Source organism: Candidatus Propionivibrio aalborgensis, from assembly GCF_900089945.1.
Taxonomy (GTDB): domain Bacteria; phylum Pseudomonadota; class Gammaproteobacteria; order Burkholderiales; family Rhodocyclaceae; genus Propionivibrio; species Propionivibrio aalborgensis.
Genome location: NZ_FLQY01000358.1, coordinates 1 through 18,935, shown reverse-complemented (window position 1 = coordinate 18,935; position 18,935 = coordinate 1). Strand labels below are relative to the sequence as shown.

Genomic DNA, 18,935 nt, shown 5'->3' with positions numbered 1-18,935 from the left:
CCGGCAGCGATGAGCAGGTCCTTGCTTTTCTCGCAGAGCGCGGCGTGGCAGTGGGTGAGAGTGATGGTGCGACGATACGCGCCGCTCGCGGCTTGTACGAGCGCGTACTGGTGGCGCAGCCGGGGCTCGCGGTCAATACCTTCCACGGCTGGTTCCTGCAGCTTGTCGATGCCGCGCCGCTGTCGGCAAATCTGACCGGGGCGACGCTGATCGAATCTGATTCGCGCTTGTTCGACGAACTCTGGCAGTCCTTCGCGTCCAGCCTGCAGAAACTGCCAGAGAGCGAAGTCACGCATAGCTTCGTCCGGCTGTTGGACGAGGCGGGGCTGGATCAGACGCGGCGCATGATTCGTCGCGCACTGGACCGGCGCAGCGAGTGGCTGGCCTTCGCTGGAGAGAAATCGGACACTGCAGGGAAAGTCGTCGCTGCGCTACGCGAACTGCTTGCTGCCGGCGCGCCAGGGCAGGCTATGGACGCCTTCTTTGCCGGCGATTGGGCGCTGGAGTTTCAGAATTACCTCGGACTGCTCGAAACGAGTGAGCTGTCCACCGACCAGAAATATGTCCGGATATTGCGTGCGGGGCTGCTTGAGCCGGTGCGGGAAAGAAGCCTGGATCTATTGCGCGAAGTGTTGCTGACAACGACAGGTACCGTGCGCAAGCGCGAAGTGAATACAGCAAGCGAGAAGCGTTTTACACCAGAGGGCGCCGCGCGTCTGGTGGCGCTGCATGGCACGCTGAGCCAACGCGTGCTCGATTGCATCGAACAACAGACGGCTGAGCACATTCTTGCATTCAACCAAAATGCCTGCACGGTGTTTGCTGCCTTTCTCAAGCATGTGGACGAGTTCAAGAAGGCGCGGCGACAGATCGATTTTGTCGATGCCGAGTGGAATGTGCTCAAGCTGCTTCGCGACGAGGACACGGCAGCATTTCTTCAAGCCAGGCTGGACGCGCGTTACGGGCATGTGCTGCTCGACGAATTTCAGGATACCAACCCGCTGCAATGGCAGATTCTTTTGGCGTGGCTGGCAGCGTATTCGGATGCATCCCGTCCAACCGTGTTTCTGGTTGGTGACCCGAAACAGTCGATCTATCGCTTCCGCCGCGCCGAACCAAGGCTGTTTTCGGTGGCGGCCGATTTCCTCATGCGCGAGTTTGGCGCAGAGCGCTGCGAGCAGGATGCCACCCGGCGCAATGCCCAACCGATCATTGACGTGGTCAACGCAGTCTTTATCGATCAGCCAGCCTTTTCGCCTTTCCGGGAGCAGACCTCATTGGCGGGCAAACTGCCCGGCCGGGTTGAGTTGATGCCGTTGTTTGCCAATGCGGAGGGTGAAGGCTCCTCCGTGCGTGAAGTTGCTCCCGCCTTGCGTAATCCGCTGCTTGAGCCCGACGTGGAGCCGGAGGACACGCGGTTGCGGATGGAAGCCGAGTGTCTCGGCGCAAAAATCGGCGAGATGGTGGGTTTCTGGCAAATCGACGAAAAGCGGGTCGACGGGACATCCCGGCAACGTCCGCTCAACTACGGCGACATCATGTTGCTGGTGCGCACTCGAACCAAGCTTTCATATTACGAGCGGGCGTTGAGTGCCGCCAATATACCTTTCGCTGCGGGGTCGCGCGGCGGCCTTCTATCGGCGCTGGAGGTCCGCGACTGTGTGGCCCTGCTCGAATTTCTCGTAACGCCGATGGCCGACCTGAAGCTCGCCCATGCTTTACGTTCGCCCGTTTTTTCCTGTAGCGATGACGATTTGATGCAGCTTGCGGCACGGCAGGAACCGTCATGGTGGCAGCGACTTCAGACACTTGCCGGGGAAGGAAGTGCATCACCCTGCTTGGCACGCGCGACCCGGCTCCTTGGCGATTGGTTGCAGGCGGCTGATCGCTTGCCGGCGCACGATCTGCTCGACCGCATCTTTCATCAGGGCGAAGTGCTCGCCCGTTACCGGCTGGCAGCGCCGGAAGCGACCAGCGCGGGCGTCGAGGCCAATCTGCGCGCGCTTCTGTTGCTCGCACTCGATGTCGACGGCGGGCGGTATCCGAGCCTGCCACGCTTCATCGACGAGTTGCGCGACCTGAGTGAAGCCGAGGCCAACGACGCGCCGGATGAAGGCGGCATCGAATCACGGGACATCGATACAGGGCGCGTGCGGATTCTGACCATCCACAGCGCCAAGGGCCTGGAAGCCCCGGTTGTCTGGCTGCTCGGAGCCAACTCCGGGCCGCGTTCGCAGGAGGCGTGGGACGTGCTGGTCGATTGGCAGCCACAGGCAGCGTCGCCGCAGCACTTCTCCTTTTTCGGCCGCAAGGAAGATCATGGCGTGGCACGGCAGCCCCTGTTCGATGCGGAAAGCACGGCGGCGAAGCGCGAGGAATTGAATCTGCTCTATGTCGCCTTGACGCGTGCCAGGCAGGTATTCATCGCCAGCGGAATCGAAAACACCAAGGAAAGGGGTGGGACGCCCTACCGCCTGCTCCAGGCAGCCCTGGAAAAACTGGCCAAGCCGGGAGACGGATTGGCGTACGGCGATAACTTGCCGCTCACGACCGTTGCGCCCGCAGAAGTTTCATCATCAATTGCGCAGGTTGCGCGTGCGCCGTTCCCGCGGGTGGGCGAACGCCGCCACCTGCCGGATGCTGCCGCACGTTTTGGCATCCTTCTGCACGCTCTGCTCGAACGCCGAACAGTCGGGGAAGTTTCTGCAGGCTGGTGGACGGAACTGGGATTCGACGACGACGAATACCGGAGTGTCTTGCCGGTGGCCGAGCGCCTGCTTGCCGCTGAGGCATTGCAGCGCTTCTTCGATCCGACGAAGTATCGCCGGGCGTGGAATGAAGTCGAGCTCACGACGGGTGAAGGTCAACTGCAGCGGATTGATCGACTCGTCGAGTTCGACTCCGCATTCTGGGTTCTCGATTACAAGAGCTCGGGAATCGACAGCCGGCGTCTTGAGGAATATCGCGAGCAGATTGCGACGTATTGCAGTGCGGTGGAGAGTGTATTCTCGGGAAGGCAGGTGCGTGGAGCCTTGATTTATTCCGATGCGTCCTTGCTTGAAGTGTGCTGATTTCCCCCAACATCACTTCTTCACAAAACTAGCCGGATGGAATAGCATCACCCGGAGGTGGTGCTGCGGCATTCATCATTCCCTAAGCTGCTTCGGAGGATAGCCGGTGGACAAGGTATGGCTGCAGAGTTATCAGGATGGCGTGCCTGCCGAGGTTGATCTGAACGAGTTTCAGTCGCTTGGCGAGATGTTCGAGAAGAGTTTCTCACAGTATCGCGAGCGCGTCGCCTACATCAATATGGGCGTCGAATTGAGCTATGGCGAGCTCGATAAACTGTCGCGCGATTTTGCGGCCTACCTGCAGGCGGTTCTCGGACTGCCGTTGGGTTCGCGCATTGCGCTGATGATGCCCAACGTTCTTCAGTATCCGATCTGCATGCTAGGAGCCTTGCGCGCCGGCTATACGGTGGTGAATTGCAACCCGCTTTACACGCCACGCGAACTTGAGCATCAACTCAAGGATTCCGAAGCCGAAGCTATTGTCATACTAGAAAACTTTGCGCATACGCTGGAACGGGTGATTGACAAGACACCGATTCGGCACATCGTGGTGGCCCGCCTGGGTGACATGTTCGGCTTCCCGAAGGGCCGCGTCGTCAATTTCGTCGTCAAGTACTTCAAGAGAATGATCCCTCCGTGGAAGCTGCCTGGCGCTGTCCATTTCGGCCAAGCCCTGACAAAAGGTGCTGTCGCTGATTTTACCCCGGTGCAAGTGACGCAAGAGGCCCTGGCCTTTCTGCAATATACAGGCGGTACCACCGGTCTCTCCAAAGGCGCGATGTTGACGCACCGGAACGTTCTGGCCAACCTGGCGCAGGCACATGCCTGGATCAGGCCGGTCGTTACTGACGGTGGCGAATTCATTGTCACTGCGTTGCCCCTGTACCATATTTTTGCATTGACGGCGAACTGCTTCACCTTCATCAAGATCGGTGCATGCAACCTGTTGATCACCAACCCCCGCGACATCCCTGCGTTTACCGCCGAGCTTGGCAAGTATCCGTTTACGGTCATCACGGGCGTTAACACCTTGTTCAACGCACTGCTCGGCAACGAAGATTTCAACGCGCTGGATTTCAGCAAACTGAAGCTTGCGATGGGAGGAGGCATGGCGGTGCATCAGGCTGTGGCCGAGAAATGGAAACGCATTACCGGACTACCTCTGATCGAGGCCTACGGCCTGACCGAAACATCGCCTGCGGCAACGATCAATCCGCTGAATATTTCTGACTACACCGGCTCGATCGGATTGCCGATCTCCTCGACGGAAGTCGCGATACGCAATGACATTGGCGAAGATGTGCCGCTTGGACAACGCGGCGAGCTGTGCATCCGCGGACCACAGGTGATGATGGGCTACTATAAGCGGCCAGACGAAACGGCGTGCGTTCTCATGCAGGATGGCTTTTTGCGAACCGGCGACATCGCGGTCATGGACGAAAAGGGTTACGTGCGAATTGTCGACCGCAAGAAGGACATGATTCTCGTCTCCGGATTCAATGTCTATCCGAGTGAAGTCGAAAATGTGGTGGCCATGCATCCGGGGGTAATGGAGGTTGCCGCGATCGGCGTACCGGACGAGAGATCCGGGGAGGCGGTCAAGATCTTTGTAATCAGGAAAGATCAGACTCTGACGGCGGAACAGCTTGTCGCGCATTGTCGCGAGTACCTCACCGCGTACAAGGTGCCAAGCCACGTCGAATTCCGGGCGGAGTTGCCGAAGAGCAATGTCGGCAAGATTCTGCGGCGCGAGTTGCGTGACGAGGCATCGAACGCCGCTTGACCCTGCCATCGCGGAGACTGCGTTGCACATCAATTGGGCAATTTCTTGCGACCTTCCCCGGCACAGGGTTTGTCCTGGTGGGCGCACAACAATTCCACAGGTTTATCGACAGTTTCTGTGGGTAAGTCCGGTCGTGCAATGTTTCCATTGCGTTGCGTTGCGTTTGACTGGAGGAAACGGAGCCTGTCGGGGCTGTTTGTTCTGCGACGCGCAAATTCCTCGAGCGGATTTGTTGACCGAGTTTCAGTGATGAGATTCGATCGTTGTCAGACAGCACTCGGTGACAGGGTCACAAACCTGCCGTTCAGGCGTTCCTGGGGTATGCTTATGCCCTATATGGAGGCGTGCTGCTTTTCGCGATTCTTTTAATGCTGTATGAAATTGGCTGCTGGGCAACGGTAAGCCAGTCGTAGTAGGGTTTTCAGGGCGATCTAAGGCGCCGGGTCAGGGAGCAGGCGCTGGAGTTATGCAGCAAAACTGTCTCTCGATCACAAAGTTGAACTTTCTTCAATATCCGCCATGGCCGACAAATCTGTTCAGATCGTTTACGTTCTCACAAACCCAGCAATGGTTGGGCTCGTGAAGATCGGAAAAACCACACAGCTTGAAGTTGAAGAGCGAATGAAACAGCTTTACAGCACGGGAGTGCCAGTTCCATTCGACTGCGCCTTCGCGTGCAAAGTCAAAGATGCGGCGGAAGTTGAAAAGGCACTGCACCTCGCCTTTGGAATGACACGGATCAACCCAAATCGAGAGTTCTTCAAACTTGAGCCCGAGCGCGTAATCGCGGTTTTGCAGTTGCTCAAGGTGGATGACATTACCCAACAGTTTGAACAAACGATTGAGTTAGACATCCCCTCCGCTGATAAGCAATCTGCGCAGGCGTTGAAGAGAAGCATGCGCCCGCCGATGAATTTTCACGAGCTTGGAATTCCGAACGGAAGCATTCTCATATCCAAAGACGGGGAGCATCAATGCACCGTTGTCGGTGAAAAGAAGGTCGACTACTGTGGAACCGTTTCTTCACTTACGGCGGCAACCCGCAAGATGCTTGGACTCGCCGAGGACTATCCGCTGCAACCGTCGCCTTACTGGACTTTTAACGGAAGGACCGTCAAGGAAATTTACGAGAGCTTTCACAGTGACCAAGCAGAAACGTAACATGGCGCCCCACCGGGCCTGCGCGAGAGGCCGCGCAGGCCGATTACTTCTACTCGGAGCGTCCGCATTCTCAAGCCGGTTACTTCCTCTCAGGGTCCGGTCTGTACGTTGGTGCGTGCCAGGTAGAGCGATCCCCTCGGGCAACGGCGAAGGCCCGCGACCAAGTCAGTGAGAATCCAATCGCTACCGGGTTCGACAGGCTATGGTTCTGACGGCAGCATGCGATGCTCATATAGTGGACAGCCCCACAGGCTTTCGATGAATTTTGCCGATTTCTCAGGCCCTTATTTGGCAGGCCTTCCGAAGCAGCGCCTCCGACGGACTCTATTCCTCGCGATCAGTTTCCAAACGCCGTAGGCCGGTGCTATATTCACAGCCAATAGTGGGTAATCGACGGCGTTTCATCCTGAAGTGCCGATAGGGTCAAGTACTCGGGCAAGGACTATGTGGAAGTCGATTCTGGCGATCGCTCTTGGAGCTGTACTCGGCGCATTGTTGCGCTGGCAGCTTGGCGCCAAGTTCAACAGTCTTTTCCCGACCATTCCTCCCGGAACCCTGGTTGCCAACCTGATCGGTGCTTATGTCATCGGGCTTGGCATCGCATTCTTCGCGACCTTCTCGGCGATTTCGCCTGAGTGGCGCCTGCTGGTCGTCACCGGCTTCTGTGGCAGCCTGACAACCTTTTCCACGTTCTCTGCCGAGATCACGACTCTGCTTCAACAGGGCCGTATCGCCTGGGCGCTCGGAGCCGTTACGGCGCATGTCGTCGGGTCGGTCGTCATGACCTTCGCAGGAATCGCCACCATCTATCTGCTGAAGAATTCATCGTGAATCGGGAATGCACTTATGTTTGAGACAAACGAGCAAGGCCGGCTTCTGAGAATCTACGTCGATGAGAAGCAGACGCACAATGGCGTTCTGCTCTGGGAGTGGCTTCTGGAACAAGCCAGCAAACTGGGGATGCAGGGCGGGTCCGCATTTCGCGCCATTGGCAGCTTCGGGCGGCACCATGCCTTGCGTGAATCGCGTTTCTTTGAACTCGCCGGCGGCACGGGTATCGAGGTGGAATTCATTGCCGGAGACGAGGAGACGGAGCAACTGCTGGCACGTGTTCGCGAGGAAGGGATTCGGGTATTTTATGCGCGTATGCCAGCGGTTTTCGGCATCATCAATCCGGATGCAGAGGATGCAAGAAGCGCATCGCACAACGGATAGCAGAAAGAACCATCGGCGCAGTCCGGGGTAAGTGTTGTTTTTTTACGTTTATTCGATGTAACTTCGCCAATGCGCTGGCAAATCATCGGGTTTTCCGTTGTATAGTCGCACTGTTGTCGGTATCTCACAGTTACTTTTTAACTTCTCGCATGGAGTACAAACATGGCCAAGGTCGTAAAAGCTGCATCCCCCAAGAAAGCCGTACCCGCTAAAAAGCCTGCACCTGCAGTGAAGAAGGCCGCTGTTGCCAAGAAGGCTGCACCCGCCAAGTTCGTCAAGATCACCAAAGTCGTCGGCCGCCAGATTCTCGACTCGCGCGGCAACCCCACGGTTGAAGTTGATATCACCCTCGATAACGGTTTCATGGCGCGCTCCGCTGTGCCGTCCGGCGCCTCCACCGGTGAGTTCGAAGCCTGTGAATTGCGCGATGACAACAAGAAGGTCTATCTGGGCAAGGGCGTGCTCAAGGCCGTTGCGGCCGTGAACGGCCCGATCGCCGCTTTGCTCAAGGGCAAGAATCCACTCAACCAGCGCGAACTTGACGATGCGATGATCGCGCTCGATGGCACAACCAACAAGTCCAAGCTCGGCGCCAATGCGCTGCTCGGCGCGTCGATGGCGATCACCCTGTGCGGTGCCAACGTCAGCAAGATGCCGCTGTGGAAGTACATCGGCAAGATCCACAAGAACAAGGAATTCGTAATCCCCACGCCGATGGCCAACATCATCAACGGTGGCAAGCACGCAGACAACCTGATCGATTTCCAGGAATTCATGATCATGCCGGTCGGCGCGAAGACCTACACCGAAGGCCTGCGCTGGATTACCGAAATCTTCCATGCCCTGAAGAGCATCCTGAAGAAGGCCGGCAAGGTTACCGCTGTCGGTGACGAAGGCGGTTTCGCGCCTGACATGACCAATGACGAAGCGCTCGAAGTTGTCATGAAAGCCATCGACGCAGCCGGTTACAAGCCCGGCAAGCAGATCGGCATCGCGCTCGATTGCGCATCGTCCGAGCTGTTCGACGAAGGCGGCCGCAAGGGCTACAAGTTCTGGAAGTCCAACCCGGACAAACTGTTCACTGCCGACGAGATGATCGCGATCTACGCCGATTGGTGCAACAAGTACCCGATCGTTTCGATCGAGGACGGTCTCGACCAGAGCGACTGGGACGGCTACGTCAAGTTTACGCAAGCTCTCGGCAAGAAGGTTCAGATCGTTGGCGACGACTTCTTCGTGACCAATCCGGTTCGCCTGAAGAAGGGCATCGACATGGGGGCCTGCAACGCCATTCTGATCAAGGTCAATCAGATCGGCACCGTGACCGAGACGCTGGATGCCATCAAGATGGCACAGAAGGCCGGTTATGGCGTGATCTCCTCGCACCGCTCCGGTGAGACGGAAGATTCCTTCATTGCCGACCTCGCCGTGGGTACGGGCGCCGGCCAGATCAAGACCGGCTCGCTGTCGCGTACTGATCGTATCTGCAAGTACAATCAACTGATCCGCATCGAAGAGCAACTTGGTGACAAGGCCATCTACAAGGGCCTCAAGTCGATCAAGGGCGCCGGGTACTGAGCAAACCTCCTGGTAGAAAAAGCATCGCCTCGGCGGTGCTTTTTTTTCCTCTCCACCCGGATGAGCTGCTGAAATCTCGTCGCGACAACATCTCGGACATAGGCGCATTCATCCTTTGGGCATAAGTTGGCAACATCCGGACGCTCCGGCAACGCTGGCGATCGGAGGGCCGAAGAGCGTTTCGTGACGTCAGGTCGCACGCTGATCGCATACAATTCAGGTTCCCCTTGACAGTCTTCCGGGGGAGCGGCAGCATCGCGACAGCGTAGTTGGCGGAAATCCGGGGAGCCCGAACGTTTCCCAGGCTTTGGCATATCTAGGCTCGGCTGTTGTCCATACGAGCCGAGTACTAACTGTTCAGGAGAATGCAATGGCGCAGTTGACCCCGATGGCAAAAGGATTGATTACCGTGATCGTGCTCGGCATTGCCGGGTCCGCGGCATGGAATTTCGGCTTGAAGGAGCTATGGCAGAACCGCGGAGGCGAGACGTCGACGATGGAGAAATCCGCCGCCAAGGCACCTTCTGCCAATGATCCCGCCGCCAGTTCCGCCAAGGCTGCCGCGACGGCAACGAAGCTGGACGGGAGCGCAGCTTTGGGTTCGGCGGCCAATCCGCTGCGCGTGAGCATCGTCAGCTTCCATGGTTACGCGCCGGCACTGGTCGCCAACGGCAACAGCCTGACCACACAACAAAATTCCATTTACAGCGCCAAGGGGGTCAATGTCCAGTTTGTCATACAGGACGACATCCCGACGCTTTCGACCATTTTTGAATCCGGTGCGGCGCAGTGTGCCTGGCGCACATCCGACTTCTGGGCACAGGAACAGCCCAACCTGCGAAACGCCGGACTCGATGGTCGCGCCGTCATGATTGTCGACAATACACGGGGAGGCGATGCCGTGATTGCCCGCAACCCGGCTATCGCCTCAATCGAGGATCTGGCCGGGAGATCGGTGGCGCTGCTGCAGTTCACGCCATCGCACGGCATGCTGATCGACGCCATTGAGAATTCTTCGCTCTCTGCACGAAAGAAGGACAGCATCAGGATGGTCTTTATCAATGCCGAGGAAGGCACAGCCGGTGTTCGCGCCGCTTTCGAGTCCGCCAATGTCGAGGCGGCCGTACTATGGGATCCTGATCTGGCACTGGCGCAGCGCGCCGTAAAAGGTTCGCGCATCGTCTATTCGACCAAAACGGCGACCAACCTGATTTTTGACGTCATGGTATGCGATTCCCGCCTTCTCGCCAAACCGGAAGGCCAGGCGGTCATCCAGAAATTTGTCGAGGGCTGGATGGAAGGCGTGCAGGCGGCGCGATCCAATCCCGACAATGCGGTCGATGCACTCGTCAATACCGAGGAATTTTTCAAGTTGCTGGCAGATAAGGAAGGCAAGCCATTCATCAAGAGCTTGTTTTCCAATCTGGTGTGGACGGGCGTCGAGGATAACGCCCGCATTCTCGGGCTGGCTGGTGGCACGAACCACTACGAGCGGGTATACCGGCGCTTTGATGAAATCTATCGGAAGGCGGGCGCGCTTGCGAATCCGAAGTCGCCGGTGATTACGCCGCAAGATAGTTTCGACTACCGTTTCATCAAGTCCATGCTGGCCCGTGACAAGTCAGCCAGTGAGGCCGCGGCGAAGCCCCAGGAGACATTTTCCCAAGCGGCGTTGAAAGACGCGACGCAGAACGCGGCGATTGTCACCAAGCCGGTCATGGTCGGGTTTTCGACCGGAACGGCCGAACTGACCAAGCGGGCGCAAAAAACCATCGACGAGGAAATGGTTCCTTTCATCGAAAATAACGGCAAGGCGTATTTCGAGGTCAGCGGCAATTCCGATTCCACTGGCTCACGTGAAGTCAATCTGCGGATTTCGGGTGCACGCGCGAAAGCGGTGGTTGATTATCTGAACGTGCAGTGGGAGTTCCCGCGTGATCGCTTCAAGATCGTTGGCAACGGTCCTGACCGGCCGCTCTGCAACGAGTCCAACCCCGCCGGCGAGGGGCTATCGCTTGAGGAGTGCCGGGCGATGAACCGCACTACTCGCATTGGGGTGTTCGGCGGTCGCTAGGCGATGGCAGACTTCTGGAATCCTTATGCATCGCCTGAGGCGAAGCATGCACGCGTTCTCGGCTTCGGTTCGGTATTGGCGGTGCTGATTATCTGGAGTGTGCTGTCCGGCTTTGGCCTGGTTGGCCCGACCCGGTTACCGGCGCCATGGGATGTGCTAAAGGCGTTCTCCTACCTGGCATGGTACGATGGCAACAGCATGTTGCTGACGGCGGCTCTATGGTCGGTCGGCAGACTGGCGGTGGCCGGCTTTTTTGTAATTCTCATCGGCATTCCCATTGGAGTCGCCATGGGCGCCTCGCCGCGTGTCAATGCCGTCCTTTCACCGCTGGTCGATCCTTTCAGGTCGGCACCGGTAGTGGCACTGCTACCCATCCTGGTAATGTGGCTCGGAATCGGCGAGGCGATGAAGGTGGCGTTTCTCTTCATCGGCGCCGTCGTCTATCTGATTCCGATGGTGCGTGATGCCATCCAGGCGGTTCCGCAAAGTTATTGGATCGGTGCGCGTGATCTGGGCGCAACGCCCTGGGAGTGCATTCAGAAATCGGTCATTCCGATGGCCATGCCACGTATTGCGGATGGCGTTATTGTCGCTTTCTCGGTCATGTGGACTTACATCACGGTTGCCGAGTATGTGAACGCCCGGGTCGGGCTCGGGCAACTGATCCAGAATGCCCGCCGTTTCAGCGCGTGGGACCAGGTTTTTGCCGGCATCATCGTCATCGTTGGGCTGGCATTGTTGACCTACCAGTTGATGGTTTTTGCAAAACGACGGCTCTTTCCGTGGGAGACGCAGCAGTGATCGCGGCCGGCAGCGTTACCGATGGCATTGGAAAGAAGCCGGACATCACCGTTACCCTCAAGAATATCCTGCAGGAATACCCGGCGCCGGGTGGTGGTACAACACGCGTGATCGATGGCGTGAGCGTCGATTTTTCCAAACCGGGAATCAACATGCTGTTGGGGCCATCGGGTTGCGGCAAGAGCACACTCCTGCACATGATGGGTGGTGTCCGGCCGATGGGGGTAAAGACGCCGACCTCCGGCACGATCCTCATCGATGGCGTGGAATGCGATGGTCCGCACGATGATTCGGTCATGGTTTTCCAGCGTTATGCCAATCGTCCGGATTTGACCGTATTCGAGAACGTCGCTTTTCCATTCCGGCTCAAGCTATGGAAAAAGAAGGTTCCGGATGCCGAGTGGCGGCAGCGGGTGCAGGAAATGCTGAAAGCCGTTGGTTTGGCCGACAAGCAGAAACTGCGACCGGCACAACTGTCCGGTGGGCAGAATCAGCGAGTGGCTCTGGCGCGGGCATTGGTTCTGCGACCTCGCATACTTCTAATGGACGAACCCTTTGGTGCGCTGGACGCCCAGACGCGCGAAGAAATGCAGCGCCTGCTCATTGAACTCTACAATACGTGGCCCTGCCTCGTAATCTTCGTCACCCACGACGTGACCGAAGCACTGATTCTGGGCGACCGGGTGATCGTTCTGTCCTCGCAACCGGCCAAGGTTGCCAACGATTTTACGATCGATGTGCCGCGCCCGCGTTCCACTGACTGGTTGCGTTCGAGCCAGGCAACGCAATTGGAGGAGGGCATCCTCAAACAATTGCACAAGGCAAGCCTGGGCAGAGGTTCGGTTCGGGTAACGGTCTGAAGAGACACTCGTGGCAGACAACGATTCGGCATACCTCTCTGAAATGCTCACCAGCCAGGGCAATCTCTACGCCCTGCTCGGCTCGACAGCGCTTGGCGTGGTCTTGTCCATTCCCTTTGGTTTTGGTGTCGGCGCCATTCCCCTGATTGCCTTTGCTGCCGGTGAAATCATCGCGGCGATGTACCTTCCTTCCTCGATCGCCTTTCGCGATCGCGTCGATCGCAAACTGCGCCGCCAGGCACGGCTGGCAGCACGCAAGCAATTGCTGCAGGAGATCGAGTCACGTTGCGCCAAAGGGGCGATTTCTTTTCAGCAGCTTTCACGAACCTACACCCGGATGTCGGAGCGCATCGCCGCCCTTTATTCACATGCCGAAAGCGGCAGCAAGCGCCTTTCGCTACAGGACGTCGAGCGACTGGAGGATGCCGGTACCGATTACCTGTGCGTGTGGCTGGCGGTGCTGGTAATGGAGGATCGGGCCGAGCAAATCGATCTGGCCGATATCGCAGCGCGCATTGACGCGATCGATCGCGAACTCAAATCACCCCGGCCGGGAAGTGACATGCGCCAGTTGCAAAAGGCTCGCGCCGAGTACGTGGCCATAATCGAGCGCTATCACCGCATGTCGAGTCGCAAACGCGCCCTTGAAGCAGCGATGGTATCGATGCCTGACCAGATGGAAGAAATCTACCAGACCATCATGACCACGTCGGCCACCGAGGATGTAGGATCACGGCTGGGAGATGCCATTGCCAAACTGCGGTTACAGGAAGACATCGAAGCCGAACTGGCCGAGGGGAGCAGTTTTGTCAGCGAGCCCAATAATGTCGTGCCAGGCATCATTGCACAGGCGTCGCGATCGGCTGCAAGAAAGCCGCAACTGGCCGCAGTCAATCGTGGCCAGAACCACTAATTCATCCAGTAAGAAAGGAAACTCGCATGGCTGATATCAATTTCATCCTACGCTTATCCAACCTGTGGTCCGGATTCGTCTCCCTGTGGATTACCGATGTGGAAAAACGTCACCCAGAGATTGCGTACCAGAACGCGATAGATTCAATGATCGAGAAGTATGGAAAGCTCAAGTCCGCCACCGCTTCCATCATGCGGCGGCGCGAGGACGTTTCGGCACGGCTGGGCAGGGATCAGCAGGAACTTGCTGCCATCAATGCCGACCTCAACGTCGCCCTGGCTACCGGACAGGATGAACTGGGAATTGTTCTGATCCAGAAGAAAAATGCCCTGGAAGCCAGCATCAAGTCACTCGAACAGGACATGGAGCAGGCGCGTACCGATGCCGACGAAGCAAAATCCTCGCTGGTCCAGGTGAAGAGCGAGATCCAGAAACTGAAGGAAGAAAAAGACCGCATGTTGGCGCAGATGCTCAGTGCCGAAGCGCGTCTGAAAATCCAGAACCAGCTCGAAGGGCTTTCGGTCGATGCCGAAGTTCGGGCCTTGGACAATGTCCGCGAGCATATCAAGAATACCGTGGCCGAAGCCAAGATGGGTAGCGAACTGCGCGATTCTGATCTGGATGTTCAGTTGAACAAGCTGCGACAGAGCAGTGGCGCGATCACTGCTCGCCAGCAACTTGAGGAGATGAAACGCGTCAAGGCCGCGCAAGCCACAGGCAGCAGCGGCAAGAGCATGTGATGAATAGCCCGCCGAATGAAGTGCCGAACCGGCATGAACTGCCGGCTTGGGCTGAAACCGTACGTCAGAAATACCTGGCCGGCGAAGCCTCGGTTTTCGTCCTCTACGGAAACGTTTTCGACCGGACATTGATCAACGACAAGCCTTACGCTCTGGTGGATTTCCTGTCGGAGATCCTGCTCAAGGACAACAAACAGCGTGTTTTCGAGGTCAGTATTGATCGCGGTGTGAGGGCTCTGCATCAGGCGAGCCTGGCAGAGAAGGAAGAAATCTACCGGCAACTCGAAGGCAGGGGATTGGCCGGCATTTTCGAGTCGCTGGAGCGGCGGATGCGGGAGCAGCCCTCAAACGCCGTGATCTTGCCGTATGCCGGCACCCTTCTGCCGGCGGCGGAACTGCATCTCCTTTCGCTTGAGGAGCGCGGTGCGTTTACCACCCTGCATCGCTGGTCTCTCGATGATGACTTGTCCGCCAAGGACAACGTGATTATTCTCATCACCGAGTCGCTGGCGGAAATCAACTCCGGACTGCTGGCCAATCCGCGCGTCGCCGCTGTCGAACTGCCGATACCCGAGCGTGCGGCGCGCGACCGGGCCATTCGCTACTACGCACCGAAAATGCCGGACGAGCAGGTTCTGGTTCTGGCCGATCAGACCGCCGGACTGCGCATCATCCAACTGGCCAGCATCGTTGCCAGCGAAGGGCCGCAAGGTCTGAACGAAGGGCAGCGCAGCAAGCTCATCGGCGAACTGCTGCAGGGTACTCCCAATGCCGCAGAGCGCTCGGCGAAGCTGGCGGCGATCACCTCCGGCATGACTCCGGATGAAATTCGCCAACTGGTGGACCCGACACGCCCGTTGCCTGATGCGGAAGATCCGTATAGCGAGGTGCTTGAGGTTGTGCGCAAGCGCAAACGCGAATTGATCGAAAAGGAATGTTCGGGGCTCATCGAATTCATCGAAGCTCGGCATGGTCTGGAGGCAGTCGGTGGCAACGATCTGATCAAGGCGGAGCTGATGGAAATCGCCCACCTGATCAAGGGCGGCGAGCGCGGCCGGGCACCAATGGGGCTGCTCGCGGTTGGCGCCATGGGTTCCGGCAAGACATTTGTCATCAAGGCTTTTCTCAAGGAGGCCGGGCTGTCCGGGATTGCGCTCAAGAATTTTCGTTCCAAGTGGGTCGGCTCGACCGAAGCCAATCTTGAACGGGTGTTGGCAACCGTCAAGGCCATGGGGCCGATTGCACTGGTCATTGACGAAGGCGATCGCAGCTTCGGCAACCAGAGTGAAGACTCGGACGGTGGGACCAGCTCGCGGGTAATCGCCCGGCTGAAGGAGTTCATGTCCGACAGCGATAATCGTGGGCAGGTCCTGTTTATCCTGATGACCAATCGCCCCGACAAGCTGGATACCGATATCAAGCGCCCCGGTCGTCTGGATCGGAAGATCCCCTTTTTCTATGCTGAAACAGGTGCCGAGCGGGCGGCCATCGTAGTGGCCATTCTGCGCCGCTATCGCGTCGAATGTCCGATTGCCCCGTCAGCTTGGAATGCGCTGTGTGAACAGCTCGAAGGTTATTCCAACGCCGACCTGGAAGCGCTGGCGTTGCTGGCGGTCGAGTTCGCCGGGCGCGAGGGTGGAGTGCTCAGCGAGACGGTCTTTGCCCGTGCCGTCGAAGACTTCATGCCACCGCGTGAAACCACGATGCTGAGTTATATGGAAATGTTGGCCGTCTTTGAAACATCACGCCGCTCGCTGTTGCCACCACGTTACCGTTCGCTAACCCCGCAGGAAGTGCAGGATCAACTGTCCGCCTTGCGCCGCCAACTCAATCACTGAAGGAGTGTCTTATGTTTCCTCTCAAGACCGATACCCCGCTGACGCAAGACCAAGTGGTGACAGTCACCCGGCTGATGCTGCACGTGGCGCATGTGGATGGCGACAAGACCGCAGAAGAGCTGGAGTTGATTCGCGCCTTTTACGAAGGATGTGTAGAAGCCGGCAATGGTTGGCAGACCTTCGATAGTCTGGATGGGAAGAGAGGTTCGCCGGACGTCGCCGCAAGCGATTTTGCCGACCAGGGGCAACGCGAAATGGCACTTGCCATCTGTCTGATGGTCGCTTGGGCCGATGGCGCATTTTCAGCCAGGGAGGACGAATCAGTTCGCGGCATTGCCGACAAGCTGGGTGTCGGTGGCGAACGTTTCGCCCAGGTGTTGGCTCTGGTCAAGGATCACATGCTTGCACAGCTTGCCGGTTTGCCGGATGTCGGCTCGATTGTTGCGGTGGCAAAGGAACTGGGATGAACAGGGAGGTTGTATGAAGGGAATATTGGGTTTTCTGGCACGCGCAAATCTGGTGGAGCTGACAGAGGAAGAAAGACTGAAGGCGGTCGCTGACGGCCATGCAGAAACGCCGGGCAGCGTCCCGCCACCGGAAGAGCCGGTTGCACAGGCGCCACCGCCGCCCCCCATGAATATCGAAGAGTGCGAAATTGCCGATGACCGGCCGCTGGAAGAAATATTCAGCGCGGCCGGCGTCCCCGAGTCGCCTTATCCGGTCGAAAAGATGTTGCGCCTGCTCGACGGACTGCGTGCCATGGATGCAGCGACGCGCAAGGCGGCGGTTCTGGCGATGGACGCGGCTGACGACAACTGGCAGATTGCCGACTGTGTGGGCGATGCCGAGCGCAAGATCGCCGCGATTGAAGCGTACAAACAACATCTGGTGGCTCAGGTAGAGGGAAGCGAGCAGCAGGTGAGCAAGCAGATTGCTGAACTCAAGTCGGCTCTGGAAAATACGACGGCAGCCATCCGCCGGCAAATTTCAGAGCTGGAGGAATTGCTGCAACGGGAAGTTGCCAAGGAAGCCCAACAGACCACCAGCCTGGAAGCCGGTCTGCGCGCCACGCGTGAGGCGGCAGCCAGGGAAACGCGGCGGATGGCTGCCGAGATCGAACGTCTGAGCGAGATCACCCTGCAGTTTGGGCCTGGATGAGCCGGTAATCTTGGGATTTTTTGAACGTAGCCGACGGGTACAGACCGGGGTCATCATGTTGTCCGTGACCTTTTCGTTATCGTCCCGCAGCATCTTGCACTGTGCATACCGTTTGCTAACCGGACTGGCCGCCATCCTGCTGTTCTGCGGGGTCGCCAGTGCCGCCGGGATACGTCAGTTTTCTCCCCAGGGCCAGGTCGATCAGCAGATTCGGGCGACAGCGGTGTTTACGTCTGACATGGTTCCGCTGGGTCGTTCCGGCGCGCCATCGCCGTTCAGTATTGATTGCGGCGAAGTCAAAGGCAGTGGACGCTGGGGCGATGCGCGCAGCTGGTCCTATACGCTGGTGCGCCCATTGCAGCCGGGTGAGCGTTGCGACTTCAGGCTCAGGCCCGGCCTCAAGGCGGCCAGTGGCGAGGTTGTCGCCGGAGAATCGAGCTACGCCTTTTTTGCGCCCGGCCCCTGGCCGCGTTCGCTGACGCCGCGCCCAGGCGGGCTGATTGAGGAAGACCAGGCCTTCGTGATCGACGCCAGTGGCGCGCTGAAGACCGAGTCGGTTGAACGCAATGTCTGGTGTGAGGCCGATGGCGTCGGCAACCGCATCCCGGTGCGTATCGTGCCCGAGACAACGCGCAACGAAATTCTCGCCACGCTGCATCGCGGCATGCAAGGGGGGACGTTGATTATCACTTGCGCCGAGCGATTGCCGGCGGGAGCGAAAATGCGTTTGGTATGGGGCAAGGGGGTTGAAGCCGAGAACGCCGGGAAACCCGGCGCAAAATCCAGCCGTGACGAGAGCTTTGCCTATGTCGTTCGCCAGCCGTTCCGTGCCAGCTTCAGCTGCGAACGCGAAAAGCCCGGTGCACCATGTTCGCCGCTATCCGATCTGCGTATCGAGTTTTCGGTGCCGGTCGATGCCAAACAGGCGGCCGGCGCCCGGTTGATTTCGCCGGAAGGCACGCGCGCTCCGCAAGCGCAGAATCAGGAAGGCTACCGCGAGAATAACGTTCGTGATCTGGTCTTCAAGCGTCCTTTACCGCAGAATGCCGAGCTGACCATCGAGTTGCCCGCCGATATCAAGGACGAGGCGGGGCGCAGCCTGAGCAATGCCGCCAGCTTTCCGCTCAAGCTGCGTACCGGGAGCCTGCCACCGCTGGCCAAATTCCCCGGTGCGTTCGGCATCGTCGAGTTGAAGGAGGGCGGCATCGTTCCGGTTACACTGCGCAATGTCGAGGCCGGTTTGCCCATGGCCAATCTGCAAATACCCTCGGAAAGTGCGCATCGCTTTTCCACCGAGCGCCTCACCGACGATGCCGAAGTCATTGCCGCGATCAAGGCGCTGGCCCTCTTCGAACAACAGACGCGCCAGGTCAAGGTCGGTGAGGGCAAGGAGCAGCGCGACTACGAGGATCCCTATTACGCGCGCGAATTGTCTTTCCTTAAAGGCAAAGCCGGGGTTGTCAGCGGTGAACTGCCCAGCCCCGGTGGCAGTGCAGAGTTGGAGGTGATCGGGATACCGCTGCAAAAGCCGGGTTACCACATCGTTGAGATAGAAAGCCGCCTGCTCGGCGCCGCGCTGCTCGCCTCGCCCGCGCCAATGTATGTGCGGACCTCGGTGCTGGTCACCAACCTGGCGGTGCATCTCAAGCGCGGCAAGGACAATGCGTTGGTCTGGGTGACTTCGCTCGATCAAGGGAAGCCGGTGGGCGGCGCCGAAGTGCGTGTTTCGAACTGCGACGGAAA

15 protein-coding genes are annotated in these 18,935 nt (G+C 58.3%); all 15 read left to right on the top strand.

What is annotated here, in order from left to right:
* On the top strand, positions 1-3,071 hold a 3,071-nt coding region (locus PROAA_RS15235; RefSeq protein WP_186412160.1), incomplete at its 5' end, for a UvrD-helicase domain-containing protein.
* A 106-nt stretch (positions 3,072-3,177) separates the two neighbouring features.
* On the top strand, positions 3,178-4,854 hold the full coding sequence (locus tag PROAA_RS15230) for a long-chain-fatty-acid--CoA ligase (RefSeq protein ID WP_186412159.1): 1,677 nt from the start codon (positions 3,178-3,180) through the stop codon (positions 4,852-4,854).
* A gap of 519 nt (positions 4,855-5,373) precedes the next feature.
* Complete coding sequence (locus PROAA_RS15225) at positions 5,374-6,015, top strand: GIY-YIG nuclease family protein (protein ID WP_186412158.1); 642 nt, start codon at positions 5,374-5,376, stop codon at positions 6,013-6,015.
* A 444-nt stretch (positions 6,016-6,459) separates the two neighbouring features.
* Positions 6,460-6,846: a fluoride efflux transporter CrcB gene (gene crcB / locus PROAA_RS15220; RefSeq protein ID WP_186412157.1), complete on the top strand. Its 387-nt coding sequence runs from the start codon at positions 6,460-6,462 to the stop codon at positions 6,844-6,846.
* A 15-nt stretch (positions 6,847-6,861) separates the two neighbouring features.
* The gene (locus tag PROAA_RS15215) at positions 6,862-7,230 is read left to right on the top strand and encodes a DUF190 domain-containing protein (RefSeq protein WP_186412156.1); all 369 of its coding nucleotides are present in this window, start codon (positions 6,862-6,864) and stop codon (positions 7,228-7,230) included.
* A 162-nt stretch (positions 7,231-7,392) separates the two neighbouring features.
* The gene (eno, locus tag PROAA_RS15210; RefSeq protein ID WP_186412155.1) at positions 7,393-8,808 is read left to right on the top strand and encodes a phosphopyruvate hydratase; all 1,416 of its coding nucleotides are present in this window, start codon (positions 7,393-7,395) and stop codon (positions 8,806-8,808) included.
* A gap of 370 nt (positions 8,809-9,178) precedes the next feature.
* Complete coding sequence (locus PROAA_RS15205) at positions 9,179-10,882, top strand: phosphate ABC transporter substrate-binding/OmpA family protein (protein WP_186412154.1); 1,704 nt, start codon at positions 9,179-9,181, stop codon at positions 10,880-10,882.
* A 3-nt stretch (positions 10,883-10,885) separates the two neighbouring features.
* Positions 10,886-11,683, top strand: coding sequence for an ABC transporter permease (locus PROAA_RS15200; protein WP_186412153.1), 798 nt, complete (start codon positions 10,886-10,888; stop codon positions 11,681-11,683).
* Positions 11,680-12,543 carry an ABC transporter ATP-binding protein gene (locus PROAA_RS15195; RefSeq protein ID WP_222102302.1) on the top strand — a complete coding sequence of 288 codons (864 nt, stop codon included), beginning with the start codon at positions 11,680-11,682 and terminating at the stop codon, positions 12,541-12,543. Before PROAA_RS15200 ends, PROAA_RS15195 begins: the two co-directional genes overlap by 4 nt.
* A gap of 10 nt (positions 12,544-12,553) precedes the next feature.
* Positions 12,554-13,456 carry a hypothetical protein gene (locus PROAA_RS15190; protein WP_186412152.1) on the top strand — a complete coding sequence of 301 codons (903 nt, stop codon included), beginning with the start codon at positions 12,554-12,556 and terminating at the stop codon, positions 13,454-13,456.
* Between the two features lie 26 nt (positions 13,457-13,482).
* Positions 13,483-14,196, top strand: coding sequence for a PspA/IM30 family protein (locus PROAA_RS15185; RefSeq protein WP_186412151.1), 714 nt, complete (start codon positions 13,483-13,485; stop codon positions 14,194-14,196).
* On the top strand, positions 14,196-16,034 hold the full coding sequence (locus PROAA_RS15180) for an ATP-binding protein (protein WP_186412150.1): 1,839 nt from the start codon (positions 14,196-14,198) through the stop codon (positions 16,032-16,034). Before PROAA_RS15185 ends, PROAA_RS15180 begins: the two co-directional genes overlap by 1 nt.
* Positions 16,035-16,045: 11 nt before the next feature.
* Positions 16,046-16,501 (top strand): TerB family tellurite resistance protein, encoded by a 456-nt coding sequence (locus tag PROAA_RS15175; RefSeq protein ID WP_186412149.1) that lies wholly within the window; start codon positions 16,046-16,048, stop codon positions 16,499-16,501.
* Positions 16,502-16,514: 13 nt separating this feature from the next.
* Positions 16,515-17,192 carry a coiled-coil domain-containing protein gene (locus PROAA_RS15170; RefSeq protein ID WP_186412148.1) on the top strand — a complete coding sequence of 226 codons (678 nt, stop codon included), beginning with the start codon at positions 16,515-16,517 and terminating at the stop codon, positions 17,190-17,192.
* 10 nt (positions 17,193-17,202) lie between these two features.
* Positions 17,203-18,935, top strand: a 1,733-nt coding sequence (locus PROAA_RS15165; RefSeq protein WP_342669226.1) for a hypothetical protein, incomplete at its 3' end; no start/stop codon positions are given.